Annotated in this window: 17 protein-coding genes; 7 read left to right on the plus strand and 10 right to left on the minus strand. The window is 61.0% G+C overall.

All coding sequences use genetic code 11. The annotated features are described in order from the left end of the window. Positions 1-36 precede the first annotated feature (36 nt). Positions 37-1,038, minus strand: coding sequence for a DUF2125 domain-containing protein (locus O3S81_RS22285; RefSeq protein ID WP_269346746.1), 1,002 nt, complete (start codon positions 1,036-1,038; stop codon positions 37-39). A 49-nt stretch (positions 1,039-1,087) separates the two neighbouring features. Between O3S81_RS22285 and O3S81_RS22290 the strand changes: the two genes are divergently transcribed. After that, a complete protein-coding gene (locus O3S81_RS22290) occupies positions 1,088-1,639 on the plus strand; it encodes a gamma-glutamylcyclotransferase (protein WP_269346747.1) in 552 nt (183 codons plus the stop codon). Here the strand turns inward: O3S81_RS22290 and O3S81_RS22295 are convergent. The 4 genes from O3S81_RS22295 to ftsE all read right to left on the minus strand — a co-directional run bounded on the left by O3S81_RS22295 (position 1,612) and on the right by ftsE (position 5,025). Then, positions 1,612-2,409: a lysophospholipid acyltransferase family protein gene (locus tag O3S81_RS22295; protein WP_003523315.1), complete on the minus strand. Its 798-nt coding sequence runs from the start codon at positions 2,407-2,409 to the stop codon at positions 1,612-1,614. The genes O3S81_RS22290 and O3S81_RS22295 overlap by 28 nt on opposite strands. A gap of 110 nt (positions 2,410-2,519) precedes the next feature. Continuing rightward, the gene (locus O3S81_RS22300) at positions 2,520-3,236 is read right to left on the minus strand and encodes a YdcF family protein (protein ID WP_269346788.1); all 717 of its coding nucleotides are present in this window, start codon (positions 3,234-3,236) and stop codon (positions 2,520-2,522) included. A gap of 129 nt (positions 3,237-3,365) precedes the next feature. Next, on the minus strand, positions 3,366-4,373 hold the full coding sequence (locus O3S81_RS22305) for a cell division protein FtsX (RefSeq protein ID WP_269346749.1): 1,008 nt from the start codon (positions 4,371-4,373) through the stop codon (positions 3,366-3,368). Continuing rightward, complete coding sequence (gene ftsE, locus O3S81_RS22310) at positions 4,366-5,025, minus strand: cell division ATP-binding protein FtsE (RefSeq protein WP_269346750.1); 660 nt, start codon at positions 5,023-5,025, stop codon at positions 4,366-4,368. The genes O3S81_RS22305 and ftsE overlap by 8 nt, the downstream gene beginning before the upstream one ends. Positions 5,026-5,224: 199 nt before the next feature. On the opposite strand from ftsE, the gene O3S81_RS22315 reads away from it, so the two are divergent. The 3 genes from O3S81_RS22315 (at position 5,225) to O3S81_RS22325 (ending at position 7,009) form a co-directional block, all read left to right on the plus strand. Further along, positions 5,225-5,896 carry a hypothetical protein gene (locus O3S81_RS22315; RefSeq protein ID WP_269346752.1) on the plus strand — a complete coding sequence of 224 codons (672 nt, stop codon included), beginning with the start codon at positions 5,225-5,227 and terminating at the stop codon, positions 5,894-5,896. Between the two features lie 68 nt (positions 5,897-5,964). After that, the gene (gene hpt / locus O3S81_RS22320; protein ID WP_269346755.1) at positions 5,965-6,507 is read left to right on the plus strand and encodes a hypoxanthine phosphoribosyltransferase; all 543 of its coding nucleotides are present in this window, start codon (positions 5,965-5,967) and stop codon (positions 6,505-6,507) included. A 142-nt stretch (positions 6,508-6,649) separates the two neighbouring features. After that, complete coding sequence (locus O3S81_RS22325; protein ID WP_269346757.1) at positions 6,650-7,009, plus strand: response regulator; 360 nt, start codon at positions 6,650-6,652, stop codon at positions 7,007-7,009. Between the two features lie 264 nt (positions 7,010-7,273). Here O3S81_RS22325 and O3S81_RS22330 read toward each other — a convergent pair whose 3' ends face one another. The 4 genes from O3S81_RS22330 to argH all read right to left on the minus strand — a co-directional run bounded on the left by O3S81_RS22330 (position 7,274) and on the right by argH (position 13,168). Then, complete coding sequence (locus O3S81_RS22330; RefSeq protein WP_269346759.1) at positions 7,274-10,009, minus strand: TIGR02302 family protein; 2,736 nt, start codon at positions 10,007-10,009, stop codon at positions 7,274-7,276. A 178-nt stretch (positions 10,010-10,187) separates the two neighbouring features. Continuing rightward, positions 10,188-11,456 carry a diaminopimelate decarboxylase gene (gene lysA, locus O3S81_RS22335; protein ID WP_269346761.1) on the minus strand — a complete coding sequence of 423 codons (1,269 nt, stop codon included), beginning with the start codon at positions 11,454-11,456 and terminating at the stop codon, positions 10,188-10,190. Positions 11,457-11,469: 13 nt separating this feature from the next. Then, a complete protein-coding gene (lptM, locus tag O3S81_RS22340) occupies positions 11,470-11,673 on the minus strand; it encodes an LPS translocon maturation chaperone LptM (RefSeq protein WP_003509930.1) in 204 nt (67 codons plus the stop codon). A 94-nt stretch (positions 11,674-11,767) separates the two neighbouring features. Continuing rightward, positions 11,768-13,168: an argininosuccinate lyase gene (gene argH, locus O3S81_RS22345; RefSeq protein WP_269346764.1), complete on the minus strand. Its 1,401-nt coding sequence runs from the start codon at positions 13,166-13,168 to the stop codon at positions 11,768-11,770. A 24-nt stretch (positions 13,169-13,192) separates the two neighbouring features. On the opposite strand from argH, the gene tlpA reads away from it, so the two are divergent. Beyond that, entirely contained in the window at positions 13,193-13,861 is a 669-nt protein-coding gene (gene tlpA / locus O3S81_RS22350) for a thiol:disulfide interchange protein TlpA (RefSeq protein ID WP_269346765.1), read from the plus strand. 135 nt (positions 13,862-13,996) lie between these two features. Next, positions 13,997-15,244 (plus strand): MgtC/SapB family protein, encoded by a 1,248-nt coding sequence (locus O3S81_RS22355; RefSeq protein ID WP_269346767.1) that lies wholly within the window; start codon positions 13,997-13,999, stop codon positions 15,242-15,244. Between the two features lie 36 nt (positions 15,245-15,280). Here the strand turns inward: O3S81_RS22355 and O3S81_RS22360 are convergent, their stop codons facing one another. After that, complete coding sequence (locus O3S81_RS22360; protein ID WP_269346769.1) at positions 15,281-16,162, minus strand: 3-hydroxybutyryl-CoA dehydrogenase; 882 nt, start codon at positions 16,160-16,162, stop codon at positions 15,281-15,283. Here O3S81_RS22360 and O3S81_RS22365 point away from each other — a divergent pair. Next, positions 16,097-16,289, plus strand: a 193-nt coding sequence (locus O3S81_RS22365; RefSeq protein ID WP_269346789.1) for a hypothetical protein, incomplete at its 3' end; no start/stop codon positions are given. The genes O3S81_RS22360 and O3S81_RS22365 overlap by 66 nt on opposite strands.

The raw sequence follows: 16,289 nt of genomic DNA on the forward strand, positions 1-16,289 counted from the left end.
GGTCAGGTCCGGGGTGACGGAGCGGGGCGCTACAGCTCAAATCGGCGGGATTTTCCCAAGCGGAATGAAGCCGCTGACGGTGGCGCGACCGCGATCCACCACGAGGTCAACGGATGCCCTGTCACCGCCGCCGGCAAGCGCGCCGAGCAGTTTGCGGGCTGTATCGATGGTGGATTGCAGCTGCGGAAATGCCTGCTTGGCATTGTCCGACCAAGCGCCGAGCTTTTCGATTTCCAGCTTGAACTGGCCGGAGAGATAACCCTCATTGTCGAAGGAGAAGGGGCCGCTGATGCGCATGGTGCGGCCTTCGCCAATATCCGCCACCAGCCGGCGAAGCTCACCGCTCGTGCCATAAAGGCCGGATTTGTCGCTGCCATCCACCATGCCCGCCTTGCCCGCGAGCGTGACGTCAACGATGGCGTCGAGGCGGGGAAGAACCTGCGGCCAGTCCTTGATGACGGTTGCCGAATCGGTGAGCGTGATCGCGCCGTCGAGATCGGCGCCGTTCTGGCGCAGATGCATTTCCGTCTTGACGGCATCGAAATCGATGGTCTGGCCGGTGACGGAAGAAACCGCCTGCGCCTTCAGCCCGTCGATGACGAGCGAGCTGCGGTCGATGCCCCTCAGCTTGGTGACGATGCTGGACTGCATGTTCTTCCAGGCAGCCGAAATTGTCAGGCCGTGGGCCGACCGGATTTCCGCCGGCGAATCGAGTTCCCAGACGATATGGCCGGGATTATAGACCTGCGCCGCCGAGCGAAGCTCGCCGAAGGAGGCGGAAACGCCGTTCTCCTTATCGTCCACCGTCACCTTGGAGCAGAAAAGGCCAATGCGGAAGGGATAACCCTTGAAGGCGATATCGCCGCATTCGCCGCTGACGCTGCGGGCCTGCGAGGGGGCGATGACGTTCAGCACCGTCTGCTTTAACCTGTCGGCGGCGTAAAACCACCCGGCGGTATAAAGTCCGATTACCACCACGATGGCGATGGCGAGCCAGAGGAATTTTTTGGCCGTGCCGGATTGGCTTGACGCTGCCATATTGATCTCCGATGAACAGACTTCAGACAATTTCGATTTGGCTTGGGATATGGACGATTTTTGGGTCTTTGGCTACGGTTCGTTGATGTGGAACCCCGGCTTCGCCTTTGAAGAGAGGCAGCAGGCGCGGCTGCACGGGTATCGGCGCTCGCTCTGCATCAGTTCCAATTATTATAGAGGCACGGAGGAAAAGCCCGGCCTCGTTCTCGGCCTGGAGCGTGGTGGCTCCTGCCTCGGCGTCGCCTTCCGCGTGCGGGGTGCGGACCATGATCCCGTCATGGCCTATCTGCGCGAGCGCGAGTTGGTGACGAATGTCTACAAGGAGCGGGTGGTTTCCATCGCGCTCGCCAATGGCCGGCGCGGCAGTGCGGTGACCTATGTGGCCGATCCCGCGCATGAGCAATATATCGGCGGTCTCGGCGTTGCCGAATCGGCTGTCATCATCGCGGCTGCGACTGGTCGCTCCGGACCGAATACGGATTATGTCTTCAACACCGTGCAGCACCTGCAGGAGATGGGCATTCGCGATTCGCTCCTGGAGAGCATCGCCAAAAATGTCGGCACGCTCGCCGCTCAGCCGGCTGCGGTTTCCTTGCCCTGAAGTTCGGCGATCCGCTTCACGGCGGTCGGCGGCAGCGGCAGGTGCGGGTTGTTGCGCACGGTTTCGAGCAGCAACTCGTCGCTCGCCTTTTCCGTCACATCGATCAGGCGTTTGAAAAACACGTCCGGGTCCAACCCCGGTTCGATTGCCGGCAGGATGCGCACCTTGAAGTGGCCGGGATAACGCATGGTGGACCGGCGCGGCCAGAAGAGGCCGGGATGCATGGCAACGGGAATGACCGGCACCTGCAGATCGCGGTAAAGCCTCGCGATGCCGTAACGATATTCGGGTTCGGCGCCGGGCGGGCGGCGTGTGCCTTCCGGATAGATGATGAGTTCGCGGCCAGCGGCCATTTCCTCTTTCGCCCGCTCCATCACCTTCAGCATCACCTTGCCGCGCGCGGCACGGTTGACCGGGATCATGCGCTGTTTCATCACATACCAGCCGAACAGCGGAATCCACATCAATTCCCGTTTCAGAATGTAGACGGGGTCTGGCAGGTTGGGCAGCAGCGCGTAGGTATCCCAGAAGGACTGGTGTTTGGGTGCGAAGATGCAGCCGGTCTCGGGAATATTTTCCAGCCCTTCGATCTCGAAGGTGGTGCCGACGATGGTTTTCATCAGCCAATGGTTGGACCGCGCCCAGTTCTTGGGAATTTCGAAGGCGATCTTGCGCGGCAGGATGAAATAGATCGGCGTCAGCACGATCATGCGGACAATCAGATTGAGGTAAAACAGCGTATTGAAAAGAAAAGAGCGCAGCTTGAGCATCAACAGCCTTCCCGGGACGCAGCCGTCCGAAGCCTTAAGCCCGGTGCCGGATGCCGATGCCAGACGCCTACACGAAAACAAGGGGCGGCAGCAAGCGTGTTTCTGGACGCTTACGACGAAGCCGCCGTCACTTTCGGCGGGGCGTGGTCCGTGACGACCTTGCGCAGGCCGTCGCCCTTGCCGAAGCCGGTGAGGTCGCGTCCGGCCGCCGCCACGAACTTCAGATATTCGTAGAGCATGGTTCTCACCACATCCGGCTCCACGAACCAGTTGGTGCGGGCGAGATCGGCGCTGATGACGGGATAGGCGATGAATTCCGTCTGCGGGCTGGCGCTGCGCAATTCATGCAGGCTGCGATGCATGTGATAATTATTGGTAACGACGACAATGGAGGAATAATTGTGATCGCGTATCCAGCTTGCCGCCTCATTGGCGTTGCCGATCGTGTCGATCGCCTTGTAACCCATGTCCACGCAGCAGGAGAACATGTCGGATGACCCTTGCGTCATCTTGCGGATCTGCGCCCGGGTGGTGGCGGGGTTGACGCCGGAAATCAAGAGCCGCTTGCCCACACCGTCTCTCAGCAGGCCGACAGCCTGTTCGATGCGCTGATAACCGCCGGTGAGAACGATGATGGCATCGCCTCTCGCCCCCTCCGGCGGACGCATGGAGGCGACGGAATCGGCAAACCACAAAAAGCCGCCGGAAAATGCGCCGAGCGCGATGACGCAAAGCAGAATGAGACCGCGAATAAAACGGCGCAGAGGACCGCGCCGCGACAACAGGCCCTTTTGGCCCGGCCGCGCCGTCGTCTGATCCTGGTCCATCCGACTCACAAACATTCCTCCTGAATACTCGCCGATTAAGGCAAGGAACAGGCAATTTTGTCCACCGTCCGCAGGTTACATCCGGTGTGTGACGGCTTCAGTTTTTCTGCGGAATTTCGGAGGATAATCTCACGACGCAAGGCCATCGCTTTTCGACGGATCGGACCGGACGCGGTCAATATCGTCAATGGTGCGGATGACGGTCATGCGCGCGGTAATGGTGGTGAGAAGCGCGATGATGATCATCGTCATGGCGATGCCGAAATAACCGCCGAGACCGACCGAAAACGAGCCAAAAAGTGCGCTCGCCTGGTCGCTCTGCGGCGTGGCGACCGTGCTCGATTGCCAGAATCCGGCCAAAAGGAACACGGCGGCGGCCAGCGCGCTGCCTGCCGCTGCCCCCTTGAGGCTGATCTTCAGAAAATGCTTCTGGAATTCGCGCGCCACGAAGCTGCTTTCGGCGCCGACGAAATGCAGTACCTCGACAATGTGCCGGTTGCCGGAAAGCGCGCCGCGCGTGGCGAATACCACCGTCAGCACCATGGCGGTGAAGACGAGGATGAGCACGCCGACGCCGATCATGACGGTGGTTCTGGCCATGGAAACCAGCCTGTCCACCCAGGTGCGGTGATCGTCCAGAAAGGCCTGCGGGATTTCCGTTTTCAGCATATCCCGCATCGCCTGGAAATCGGGCGGGTTGTTTTCATCGATGGTGATGACGACGAGGCGCGGTATGGGAAGTTCGGAAAGATCGAGACCGCTGCCGAGCCATGGTTCCAGCAGGCGCGAGGTCGCCGCATCGTCGAGGATGGTGCCGTCGCGGGTGCCGACGAAAGTGAGCGCCAGATTGCGCGCCTTGGTGAGCGCCGCATTCATGTCCAGCCCGTCCTCGGGTTTGATCTGGATTGTGATCTCGCGGGAAATCTGGCTCTGCCAGGTGGCGGCGGTGGCGCGCACCATGGAGACCGCGCCAAGCGTCAGGCAGGCGAGAAAGGCCATGATGGCAATCACCACCATCAGCGCATTGCCCTGAATGTTGGAAGGCGGCAGGATGGGCGCCATGGGGCGGATGCGCATGGGCGGGCGCTTCGGCTGCGCCGCTTCGGGCTTCAAGGCTTTGCGGTTGATCTCATTCATAGATATCGAGCCGCCCTTCGGTCAGGATCATCCGGCGCGCATCGATCTGGTCCATCAGCGCGAAATCGTGTGTGGCGATGACGACGGCCGTGCCCAGCCGGTTGAGTTCCAGGAAGAGGTTCAGCAGGCGTTTGGCCATGGGCGGATCGACGTTGCCGGTCGGCTCATCGGCCAGCAATATTTCCGGCTGGTCCATCAGCGCGCGGGCAATGGCGGCGCGCTGCTTTTCCCCACCGGAAAGGATGGCCGGCAGAACATTGATACGCTCGCCAAGCCCAACCCATTTCAGAAGCTCGATCACATCGTTGCGATAGGCGCTTTCTTCCTTGCCGCGTACGCGCAGCGGCAGGGCGACGTTTTCATAGGTGGTCAGATGATCGAGCAGACGGAAATCCTGAAATACGATGCCGACGCGGCGGCGCAGCATCGGCAGCTCACTGCGCGGAATGCGCGACACATCGCGGTTGAACATGCGGATATTGCCGCGTGTTGGCTGCAGCGACATCAAGAGCAGGCGCAGCAGCGTCGTCTTGCCGGCACCCGACGGGCCGGTCAGAAACTGGAACGACCCTTTGGGAATGTCGAAGGTCATGTCCCTCAGGATCTCGGGTCCCATGCCGTAACGCAACCCGACATTTTCGAAATGGATCAACGGACTTCCAGTCTCTTCGTTTCGTGGTGGTTCGCAAGCCGCCGGCGCGTGGGTTCGGATGTCGGGGTTTAAACCGGTTCCGGTGGCCTGCGCGAGCCGTTTTTGCGAAGCATTAACCAATTAAATTTAAAACTTGGCAGGATTCGTTGCAATGCCCAGTTTTGCGGGCCGGAAAACCTGACCGGGGAATTCTATGGCTATGTTCCGTTCATCTCGCCGGCAAGCGGCATTCGATTTTGACCTCCTGATGCCGGAAACACCGGCGCGCCGAACGGCACGGGCGGCAAATCCCGACCGCGATGTGGTAGACGCGGAATTTGTCACCATCAAGGAAAACCGTGCGCGCCAGCCCGGAAATGACAATCGTGGCGCAGCGCGCCGGCAGATGGCAAAGCCACCCGTGACCATCGGTGTGCTCGGCCTTGCTTTCATCGGCTGGCTGGATCGCAGATTGTCGCGCCTTTCGGCGGATGCCTATTCGGCGCTGGTGGCGGGGCTCGCCATTCTCGTTTTCGTCTGCTCGGGCGGCCTGTCTGTCGTGGTGCCGGAAAAGACGGCTGTTGCGGCTTCGGTCAACCCGCTCGCCATTTCCCATGTCTCCGTGACCCCGCAGGAGGCGGGCGGCATGGATATTCTGCTCATCAGCGGCATTGTGGAAAACAATGGCGGCAATCTGGAAGAGGTGCCGGCCCTTCGCGCCGATCTCTTCGCCGCCAAGGGACAGCTGGTGGCGAGCATGGTCATCGAGCCGCCGGTGAAAGAGATGCAGCCCGGTTTCAGCCACGGTTTTTCGGCAAAACTGCGCCATCCCGGTGGAAAAACGCCTGAGATCAAGCTTTCCTTCGTTGAGGCGGGTGCGTCCGAACGCTGACTGTGCTAACGCCTGTCTTCTATTTTTACTGAAAGGTAAAATCGGCAAGGCGCAGCACAGGAGTAAGAATGCCCGTCGTCCGTGGAAAAAACATCGAGCCGCTTTATAGCGCCGAGCAGATCGCCGAGCGCAATCGCGACATGGCCAAGCACATTGCCAGCGGCCCGACCAAGGATTTGCTGGTCATCGCCGTGCTCAAGGGATCGTTCATTTTCGCGGCCGATCTTATCCGCGCGCTGCATGACAGCGGCCTAGCGCCCGAAGTCGAGTTCATCACGCTGTCCAGCTATGGCACCGGCACGGTTTCCCAAGGCGTCAGGATCGTCAAGGATATCGACAGTGACGTGAAAGACCGGGATGTCCTGCTGATCGACGATATTCTCGAATCCGGCCGCACGCTGCGTTTTGCCAAGGAACTGCTTTTCGAGCGTGGCGCCCGCAACGTCACCATCGCCGTGCTGCTCGACAAGAAGGTGAAGCGCAAGGAAGATCTGGAGGCCGATTATGTCGGTTTCGAATGTCCTGATTATTTCGTCGTGGGTTATGGCATGGACGTGGCTTATGCCTTCCGCGAACTGCCCTTCGTCGGCGTCGTGACCGGCGACGCCTGAGCTTATTTGCCGTGCCGGAACGGCACAGGGCGGAGACGCCTCATTAACCATTCACCCAGCCTAAGCCTGGGTGTTTACCTCTTGAAAAGAGGAGCCTGCGATGTTGCTCACGGCTGGAAATGATGCCCAGGAGCAATGAGTAATGGCGAAGATTCTGATTACCGAAGACGAGGATGCGCTGCGTTCTTTCGTGGCGCGGGCGCTCCGTCTCGACGGTCACGAGACCCATGAGGCGGCAGATGGCGAGCAGGGGCTGGAGAAGCTCCAGGAAACCAGTTTCGATCTTCTTCTTTCGGATATCCGCATGCCGGTCATGGATGGCATCGAGCTGGCGCACCGCGCTGCCGAAAGCTTCCCGGCCATGCGCATTTTGCTGATGACCGGTTATGCCGAACAGCGCGAACGCGCCGATGATCTGGCGGAGAAGATCGTTGACGTCGTCTCGAAGCCTTTTGCACTTCCAGATATTCGCAAGGCCGTGGCGCGTGCGCTTGCGGCCTGAACGGCGAGATTACAGAGATTGAAAGGGCGGCCAGGGGCCGCCTTTTTTGTTGGTCCGACTTCGTCTGCGGTTCTGCGCAATTCCCCACTTCCGTCATTCCGGCCTTGAGCCGGAATCCAGCCAGCCCAAGCCCTTGGGCTGAAGGGACTGCCTCTCGCCGCGCAGACGCGCGTCGGCTGGATGCCGGATCAAGTCCGGCATGACGGAGAAACTTTAGCTTCTAGGTAGAACGTAACGTAGCGCACCATAATCCGTGCGCACCTCTCACCGAATATCCAGCAACCGCTCCAGATAACGCCGTTCCACTTCACCCGGCGGGTTGTTACCGAGCTTTTCGCGGATGGCCTCGAGAATTTCACGGGCGCGCTGCACGTCGATCTCATCCGGCACCTTCACCTGATCGCCGAAATCCGGGCCGGTCGTGCTGCGCGGGCGGCCGAGCGGGTCGCGGCCATTTTGTCCGCCCTGGCCGGCCATGCCTTCCTGTCCCTGTCCGGGTTGCTGGCCCTGCTGGCGCATGGCCTGCATGATCTGGCCCATCATGTCCTGCGCGCCCTGTCGCAGCGCGTTCAGCGCATTGCCCTGGCCTTCGACCGCCTGTTCGCCCTGGCCCTTGCCCAGCGCTTCGCCGGCGCCCTGCATTTCCTGCTGGGCCTTGCCGAAGTTTTCGCCCGGTTCCATGCCGAGATCGCGAAGGCCCTGCTGCAATTCCCCGAGCTGCTTGCCGAGCGCATCCTGCTGCGCCCGCAGGTTTTTCAGCGCGTCGCGCAATTGCTCGGCGGTCATCTGGTCGGTCTGCTGCTGTCCGCCCTGCTGGCCGTTTTGACCCTGTTGATCTTGTTGGCCCTGCTGGCCTTGCTGGCCCTGTTGCGGCGGCTGACCATTCTCGCCCATCTGCTGGTCGTCTTCGTTTTCGCCGCCCTGCTGCGGGTCGCCGCGCTGCATGCGGTCGCGAAGCGCCTGATCAAGCTTGAAGGTCTCGTCCATCAGCTTCTGCTGCTGCTGCAGGATTTCGCCGAGCTTGTCGATCTGCTGGCGCATCTTGCTGCTCTGCTGCTGCCCCTGCTGGCCCTGACGCTGCGGCCTGCCGGCCTGCAGATTGTTCATCATGCGCTGCAACTGCGAGAGCATTTCCTGCGCCGCATCGCGGTTGCCGGAACGGGCGAGGTTCTCGATCTGGTTCATCATGTTTTCCAGATCGCGCTGGCGCAGAACGTTCTGGGCCTGGTTATTCAAGTTGGCTTGCGGCGCGTTCTGCATGCGCTGGGCAAGTTCGCTCATGAACTGCTGCATCGCTTCGCGCAGCTCCTGCATCAGCTTGGCGATCTCCTCGTCGGAGGCGTTGCGCTGCAAGGCTTCCGAAAGCGCGTTCTGCGCATCACGCAGACGTTTTTCCGCCTGCGAAAGATCGCCATCCTCGATGCCGAGCGCGATTTCCCAGAGATAATCCGCCGTGTTCTTCAGCATCTCCTGATTATAGGCGAGACGCATCCGCGTCTGCGCCGATTGCAGCAGGAGATAATGCGTGGTGTTGGGAATGGTCTCTTCCGGGCGCAGGCCCACCGCCTCGTTATAGGCGATCGCCTTGGGCATCTGGCGCGTATCCAGCGAGAAGATCTGCCGCTGTTCGACGATGGCAGCAGCAAGCGGCTCGGAGAAGTTGCGGCCCGGCAGCACCATTTCATGCGCGGGGCTGCGGCCGGTCTGGCCGGCGCCATCCGTTGCCACCAGCGTGATGCGCACGCGTTTGCCGGCCATTGGATGTTCGGTCAGGTTGCGGCTGGTCAGCCCCTTGATCTCGCGATTGTTCTGCCGCGGCAGATCGAGCTTGAATTCCGGCGGCGGGTAAAGTGCTGTCGCGCCTTCCGCAACGCCGACAGGTTCGATGATGGCATGGGCTTCCTTCAGCCCATAATCGTCCTTGGCGGTGAAGCCCACTTCCAGCGCACCATTAACGGCGCGGCGCGGCATATTGTCGAAGGCGATGCTGGGCGGCTGGTCGGGAATGACGTTGAACACCCATTGCTCGCCATTGGCGGTGATCATGCCGCTTTCGGTGACGTCCATGGCGAAAGTGCGGGGCGCAACGGGCTGATCGGCCGAGCGCGCCTGCGCCTGAACGGCAACATCGCCGCTTGCGCTGTCGGCACGCGCCGCTTCGGGCGTAAGCTTCTGCAATGCGCCCGCCATTTCCGGCTCGAAGGTCACTTCTTCGCCGCCATCACCGCCGGTCATGCGGATCGTCAGCTTGGAAGATTGCGGCACGGAAACCGCGTCGCGGCCGCTCGCATCGCGTCCGGTCAGGAAGATCGGCGCGCGGCCGGTATAGGCGGGCGGCGTGACCCATGCATCGAGACGAATATCGGGATTGAGCGGACCGACGGCCGGCCGGCTGCGGAAGGCATCTGCAATTGTGCCCGCACCATTCGAATAGGAGAAACCGAATGCTGCGGCCAGAACGAGGGCGGGGATGGCGCGCAGTGCCAGACGGTCGTAGCGGGCAATATCGGGTTTCGGCAGGCCGGCATTAAGCGCAGCGATGCGCTCCGCCATGCGGATCTGGTGTTCTTTCCAGAGTGTGCGGGAAAACGGGGTGTCGAAGGCCGGTGCATCCTCCTGCACGCCGACCGGCTGGTGCGCCAGCCCGTTGCGATCTTCCAGAAGGCGGGAGGCTTCATGATCCGTCGGCCATTTCAGCCGCAGGATCGGCAGAAGCGTGGCGATGAAACTGAAAACCAGAACGAAAACGATGCCGAGCCGCAGGAAATCCGGCATGTGCCGGTAAAGACCGAACCAGGCGAGCGCCAGAAACACGGCGACAATGGAGAGTGGCCAGAGCGTTTTCGGTGCAATTTTTTCCGAAAGCAGGACGATTTTTGCGAAGAAGCGCTTGGCGGCAACCCGGCGGGCAAGGTCCGGCCGCTGCGCGAATGCGCCGGTCGGGCGCTTTCTGCCTGTCCTGTCCTCTCCGCCAGTCTTGTCCTCTCCGGCAGTGGTCATCAATCCGTTCTCCCGGTTCTGGCCACGTCGAACGCCATTCGTGGAATGACGCGCTTTTCATATCACGGAGGCAAGGATAACATTCTTTATGGCGAAGACGAGGGCACCTAAGCCCTCACCCCCATTTTTTAGGCAGCTTCGCTTGATTGTGATCGGTTACGCCGGATAGCGGGCGGTATCAGTCCAGCCAGGCGGGCACGGAATCGAGAGCGATCAGCTCCTCATAGGTGCCGCGCGGGCGGATGACGTGGAACTTGTCATCCTTCACCAGCACTTCCGGCACCAGCAGGCGCGAATTATAGGTGCCGGCCTGCACTGCGCCATAGGCTCCGGCGGAGCTGACGGCGATCAGATCGCCCGGCTGTGGTGCCGCCATTTCGCGGTCCAGCGCCAGATAATCGCCGGTTTCGCAAACCGGACCGACGATGTCGGCCTTGATGCGCGGCGCGTCTTCGGATGGCTGCACCACCGGGCGGATGCCGTGATAGGCCTCGTAAAGCGTGGGACGGATAAGATCGTTCATCGCACCGTCGACGATCACGAAGGTCTTTTCGCCGCCATCTTTCACATAGATCACTTCTGTCACCAGAATGCCGGCATTACCGACGATGAGGCGGCCCGGCTCGGTGACGATCTTGCAGTTGAGGCTCTTCAGCTCGTTCTTGACGATATGGGCATAGGCATCCGGCAGCGGCGGCGGATTGTTGTCGTCGCGGTAGGGAATGCCCAGTCCGCCGCCGATATCGACGTGGCTGATTGCATGGCCGTCCCCGCGCAGCGCCTCGACGAGTTCACGCAGCAGCCGGAAGGCATCCTCGAAAGGCTGCAATTCGGTGATCTGGCTGCCGATATGCATGTCGATGCCGGTGACTTCGATGCCGGGCAGGGTGGCGGCATGGGCGTAGACCGCGCGCGCACGCTCATAGGAAATGCCGAACTTGTTTTCTTTCTTGCCGGTGGAAATCTTGGCATGGGTGCGCGCATCCACATCGGGGTTGATGCGGAAGGAGACATGCGCCCGCTTGCCGGCCTTGATGGCGCGCAGGTTGAGGACTTCCAGTTCCGGTTCGGATTCGATGTTGAAACAGTAGATGCCGGCTTCCAGCGCGTAATCCATTTCGGCGACGGTCTTGCCGACACCGGAGAACATGATGCGGTTTGCCGGCACGCCGGCAGCCAGCGCGCGACGCAGTTCGCCGCCGGAGACGACATCGATACCGGCACCGAGCTTCGCCAGCGTCTTCAGCACCGCCTGGTTGGAATTGGCCTTCATGGCGTAACAGACCATGGCGTCCACATCGGCAAAAGCACCTGAGAACACCTTGTAGTGGCGTTCCAGCGTCGCGGTGGAATAGACGTAGAAGGGTGTGCCGACCGCCTTGGCGATCTCAGGCACGGGCACGTTTTCGGCGTGAAGCACACCGTCGATATAGCCAAAATGGTTCACGGCTTTTTACCCGTCAGAGAAGCTTGTCGAGGATGAAGGGCCGTTCCGCCGTTGCCGGCTTCGGCTCACTGCCATCGGCGGCGCGTTTGTTGCGCATTTCGACCGGCGTGCTCGGCGGATCGATATCGCCCTTACGCCCGCAGGCGCTGAGAGCAAGGCTGACGGCGAGCGTCATGCCGATGGGAACGATGAGTTTGCGCGCGGTTTTTGAAAGCATGGGCCTGTCCAAAGGAAATATGTGCCTCTCTGATAACGAAAAACAGGGCGCTTGTGCACCCTGTTTCTTGTGATCGCAGCGTAACGCGATTTTATCAGTTGCGTCCACGCCACCAGGCGATCTGCTTCTTCACTTCCGAAGGCGCCGTACCGCCGAAGCTGGTGCGGCTGGCGACCGATGCCTCGACGGACAGAACATCGAAAACGCCGCTGGTGATGCCGGGGTGAATGGCCTGCAAATCCTCAAGCGAAAGATCGGCCAGATCGCAGCCCTTCTTTTCGGCGAGCGCCACGGCATTGCCGGTCACATGGTGGGCATCGCGGAAGGGTAGGCCCGCTTCGCGCACCAGCCAGTCGGCAAGATCGGTGGCGGTGGAATAACCCGAACCGGCGGCGGCGCGCATGCGGTCCTTGCGTACCTCGAGGTCGCGGATCATGCCGGTCATGGCGGCAATCGCCAGTTCCAGGCTCTCGGCGGCGTCGAAAACCTGTTCCTTGTCTTCCTGCATATCCTTGGAATAGGCGAGCGGCAGGCCCTTCATGACCGTCAGGAGTGCGATCAGCGAGCCGTTGATACGGCCGGTCTTGGCGCGCACCAGTTCTGCGGCGTCGGGGTTCTTTTTCTGCGGCATGATCGAGGAGCCGGTGGAGAAGGCGTCCGACAGGCGGATGAAACCGAATTGCGGCGTCGACCAGATGACGATTTCTTCGGCGAGCCGCGAAAGGTGCGTGGCGCAGATCGAGGCGATCGACAGGAATTCCAGCGCGAAATCGCGGTCGGAGACGGTGTCGATGGAGTTGCGGGTCGGTTCGCGGAAACCGAGCGCCTTGGCCGTCATGTGGCGGTCGATGGGGTAACCGGTGCCGGCAAGTGCTGCAGCGCCGATCGGGCTTTCGTCCAGATGCTCGATGGCGTGGCGCACGCGGGCGCGGTCACGGCCGAACATTTCCACATAGGCCATGCAATGGTGACCGAAGGTCACGGGCTGGGCCGTCTGCAGATGGGTGAAGCCGGGCATCACGGTATCGGCATTTTCCTCGGCGCGATCGAGGAAGGCGGCGATGAGCGCCGTCAGCATGCCTTCGGTCTTCTGCAATTCTTCCTTCACCCACAGGCGGAAATCGAGCGCCACCTGGTCGTTGCGCGAGCGGGCGGTGTGCAGGCGCCCGGCGGCCGGGCCGATCAATGTTGCAAGCCGCGCCTCGATGTTCATGTGAATATCTTCGAGCTTGCGCGAAAATTCGAAGCTGCCGCTTTCGATCTCTGACAGGATCGTGTTCAGGCCGTGAGTGATCTTGTCTTTATCTTCGTGCGAAATAATGCCTTTTTCCGCCAGCATGGCGGCATGCGCCATAGAGCCGCGGATATCCTGGGCGTAAAGCTTCTTGTCGAAGCCGATGGAGGCATTTATCTCTTCCATGATGGCAGATGGCCCGGAAGCGAAACGTCCGCCCCACATCTGGTTGGAGGATTTCTGATCTGTGCCGTCAGCCATGTTCGCAGTGCCCTGGAGTATTCGATGACAGAAAAAAGGCCGTTCAGGCTTCCTTCCGCCAGATTGGTTGCAATTGCTGCCGTTGCCGGTCTCTTAAGCGGCGCGGGCGCGGTCTGGTTCAGGCATATTGGGTCTGAGAGCCCGGTTCAAGGGGCAGCGGTGGCCGAGGGCGGTTTATGTGAGGGTGCTGCAAACCGCATCACTTCGCTGAAACCGTTTCTGAAGGGGCAGGTGGCGGCCATGTCGGCGGCGGATAAGCCGCGTGTCGTTCCGCTGTCCTTCAAGGGACCTGAGGCCAAGGACATGACGCTTGCCGACCTCAAGGGCAAGGCGGTTCTTTTAAATCTCTGGGCCACATGGTGCGTGCCCTGCCGCGAAGAGATGCCGGCGCTGAACGCGCTGGAACATGAAAAGGGCGGCGACGGTTTTGAGGTCGTGGCCATCAATATCGATGTCGGCGGGGATGAAAAACCGAAAGCCTTCATGGATGAATACAAGATCGATGCGCTGAAGCACTACCGCGACAGTTCCATGGGCGTCTTCAACGTCCTGAAGAAGGAAGGCCTTGCTTTTGGCCTGCCGGCAACCCTGTTGCTGGATGAAAACGGCTGCCTGCTCGCCGCCATGAACGGCCCAGCCGCCTGGGACAGCGACGATGCCAAGGCGCTGGTATCGGCGGCGACGGCAAAATGACATCGGTGGCGGGCTGGCGAGCGGCACGGGTCGCAAATCGCCTCCCGCACAGGTGGTCCATCCGGGCAGGCGGATGCAGACAAATCTGCGTTCCCTTCGTATAATGATCGGCCTTCGCCATGAATGGGTGACGACATGGAGTTGCTTATCCCCCGGCTGGGTCTTGCCCTCGCCATCGGCCTGCTCGTTGGTCTCGAGCGGGGCTGGAGGGAACGCGATGAACCGGCCGGCAGCCGTACCGCCGGGATCAGGACCTATGGCATTTCAGGATTGCTCGGAGGTGTGTTTGGTGCGCTGGCCGATGAGCAGGGCAATGCTTTCGCCTTTGCGGCGGGTTTTCTCGGATTCGCATTCAGTTTTTCATGGTTCAAGCTGCGCGAGGCGCGCCATGACAATGATTTCAGTGTCACCGGCGTCGTTGCGGCGCTCTGCGTTTTTGCCCTCGGCGGGCTTGCGGTAACGGAGCAATATCAGGCGGCGGCGGCTGGTGGGGCGGCCCTTGCGGCCCTGCTCGCGGGCAGGGAAGTTCTCCACCGTCTGCTGGAACGGCTGACATGGATAGAACTGCGCTCCGCGCTGGTGCTTGCCGTGATGACCGCCGTTGGCCTGTCGATCCTTCCGAACCGGACAATCGATCCGTGGGGTGGTTTCAACCCTTGGGAAATATGGCTGTTCACTGTGATCAGCGCCACGATTTCCTATTGCGGCTATATCGCCGTGCGCCTCCTTGGGTCAACCCGTGGCCTGCTGGTGACCGGGCTGGCTGGCGCCCTCGTCTCCTCGACGGCCGTAACCGCCAGCTTCGGTCAGAAGGCAAAAAGCGGTGAAAACGTGTGGCCTCTGGCCGGTGTGGCGGCGCTGGCAGCTGCCGTATCGCTGCTCCGGGTTCTCGTTATCGTTCTCGCCCTTTCGTTGACGACGTTTTCCCTCATCGCACCGGCAACGCTGGCCGCTGCATTGGTTCTGGGGTTGAGCGGAGCCGGTCTCATAAGGCTGCAGACCATGCAGTCCGGACAGGCAATCCACGCAAAAAACCCGTTCGACCTCGTGCCCCTCGCCATTTTCGCCGCGCTCTTTGCCGCGACGAGAACGCTGAATGCCGTCCTTCTCGTCTGGATCGGCGCGGGTGGCTTCATCGTCCTCACGGCTTTGTCGGCCATATTCGATGCGGATGTCGCCGTTCTCAGCGCGCTGCGAACCAACGCACAGAATCTTTCGCCGGATATCGTGGCGAGCGCGATCCTCGCCGCTCTCGCCACCAACGCGGTAGGACGCGTATTCGTCGCCGGCGTTTCCGGAACGCTGGTTTATTGCGGGCTGCTCACCGCTGCATCCGTCCTCGCGGCCGGCGTCGGAGCGGTCACTTACCTGCTGGTCGCCTGAACGGAGAGTTCAGGCAAAAGCTAAATTGGTCCGGGGTCAGCGTGTCGGAACCGGTGTCTCGCCGCGATAGTCGTAGAAGCCGCGGCCGGACTTGCGGCCGAGCCAGCCGGCCTCGACATATTTGACCAGCAGCGGGCAGGGGCGATACTTGCTGTCGGAGAGACCGTCATGCAGCACCTGCATGATCGACAAACAGGTGTCGAGACCGATGAAGTCGGCAAGCTGCAGCGGGCCCATCGGGTGGTTTGCGCCAAGCCGCATCGCGGTGTCGATGGCTTCCACCGAGCCGACGCCTTCATAAAGCGTATAGATCGCCTCGTTGATCATCGGCAGCAGGATGCGGTTGACGATGAAAGCCGGGAAATCCTCGGCGACGGTGATCGCCTTTTCCAGCGTCCGCACATAGTCCTTCGCCGCGTCGAAGGTCTTTTCATTGGTGGCGATGCCGCGCACCAGTTCCACCAGCTTCATCACGGGCACCGGGTTCATGAAGTGGATGCCCATGAACTGTTCGGGACGGTCGGTGGCCGATGCAAGCCGGGTGATGGAAAGCGACGACGTGTTGGTGGCGAGAAGTGCTTCGGGCTTCAGGACCGGGCAGACCTGCGCATAGATCTTGCGCTTGATCTCCTCGTTTTCCGTGGCGGCCTCGATAACCAGATCCATCGGCGCCAGATCGTTGATGTCGGTCGATCCGCTGATGAGCGTCAGCGCCTGCTTGCGGGCCTCGTCGGAAAGCTTGCCGTTGGTGACCTGGCGGGCGAGGTTGCCGTTGATCGTGGCAAGGCCTGCTTCGATGCCTTCCTTCGAAAGATCGTAGATATGGACCCTGTAGCCGGCAATGGCGGAAACATGCGCAATGCCGCATCCCATCTGACCGGCTCCGATGACACCGATGTTTTTAAAGGGGACGGTCATATGCGGTTCTCCCATGTGCTTCATCTGCAAATTCGCTGGCGATGTTACGCATATCGCCGAAAAAGAGAAGGCGGCGCGTTCAAAAAACGCGCCGCCTTCATCATGTATTTCAAATCAAAGGGCTTTT

The sequence above is a fragment of the Agrobacterium sp. SOY23 genome (assembly GCF_027212525.1).
Classification (GTDB): domain Bacteria; phylum Pseudomonadota; class Alphaproteobacteria; order Rhizobiales; family Rhizobiaceae; genus Agrobacterium; species Agrobacterium tumefaciens_I.

Coding starts and splice junctions, on each gene's coding strand:
- O3S81_RS22285 (WP_269346746.1), bottom strand. CDS start 1,038: ATGGCAGCGTCAAGCCAATCCGGCACGGCCAAAAAATTCCTCTGGCTC.
- O3S81_RS22290 (WP_269346747.1), top strand. CDS start 1,088: ATGGACGATTTTTGGGTCTTTGGCTACGGTTCGTTGATGTGGAACCCC.
- O3S81_RS22295 (WP_003523315.1), bottom strand. CDS start 2,409: ATGCTCAAGCTGCGCTCTTTTCTTTTCAATACGCTGTTTTACCTCAAT.
- O3S81_RS22300 (WP_269346788.1), bottom strand. CDS start 3,236: ATGGACCAGGATCAGACGACGGCGCGGCCGGGCCAAAAGGGCCTGTTG.
- O3S81_RS22305 (WP_269346749.1), bottom strand. CDS start 4,373: ATGAATGAGATCAACCGCAAAGCCTTGAAGCCCGAAGCGGCGCAGCCG.
- O3S81_RS22315 (WP_269346752.1), top strand. CDS start 5,225: ATGTTCCGTTCATCTCGCCGGCAAGCGGCATTCGATTTTGACCTCCTG.
- hpt (WP_269346755.1), top strand. CDS start 5,965: ATGCCCGTCGTCCGTGGAAAAAACATCGAGCCGCTTTATAGCGCCGAG.
- O3S81_RS22325 (WP_269346757.1), top strand. CDS start 6,650: ATGGCGAAGATTCTGATTACCGAAGACGAGGATGCGCTGCGTTCTTTC.
- O3S81_RS22330 (WP_269346759.1), bottom strand. CDS start 10,009: ATGACCACTGCCGGAGAGGACAAGACTGGCGGAGAGGACAGGACAGGC.
- lptM (WP_003509930.1), bottom strand. CDS start 11,673: ATGCTTTCAAAAACCGCGCGCAAACTCATCGTTCCCATCGGCATGACG.
- argH (WP_269346764.1), bottom strand. CDS start 13,168: ATGGCTGACGGCACAGATCAGAAATCCTCCAACCAGATGTGGGGCGGA.
- tlpA (WP_269346765.1), top strand. CDS start 13,193: ATGACAGAAAAAAGGCCGTTCAGGCTTCCTTCCGCCAGATTGGTTGCA.
- O3S81_RS22355 (WP_269346767.1), top strand. CDS start 13,997: ATGGAGTTGCTTATCCCCCGGCTGGGTCTTGCCCTCGCCATCGGCCTG.
- O3S81_RS22360 (WP_269346769.1), bottom strand. CDS start 16,162: ATGACCGTCCCCTTTAAAAACATCGGTGTCATCGGAGCCGGTCAGATG.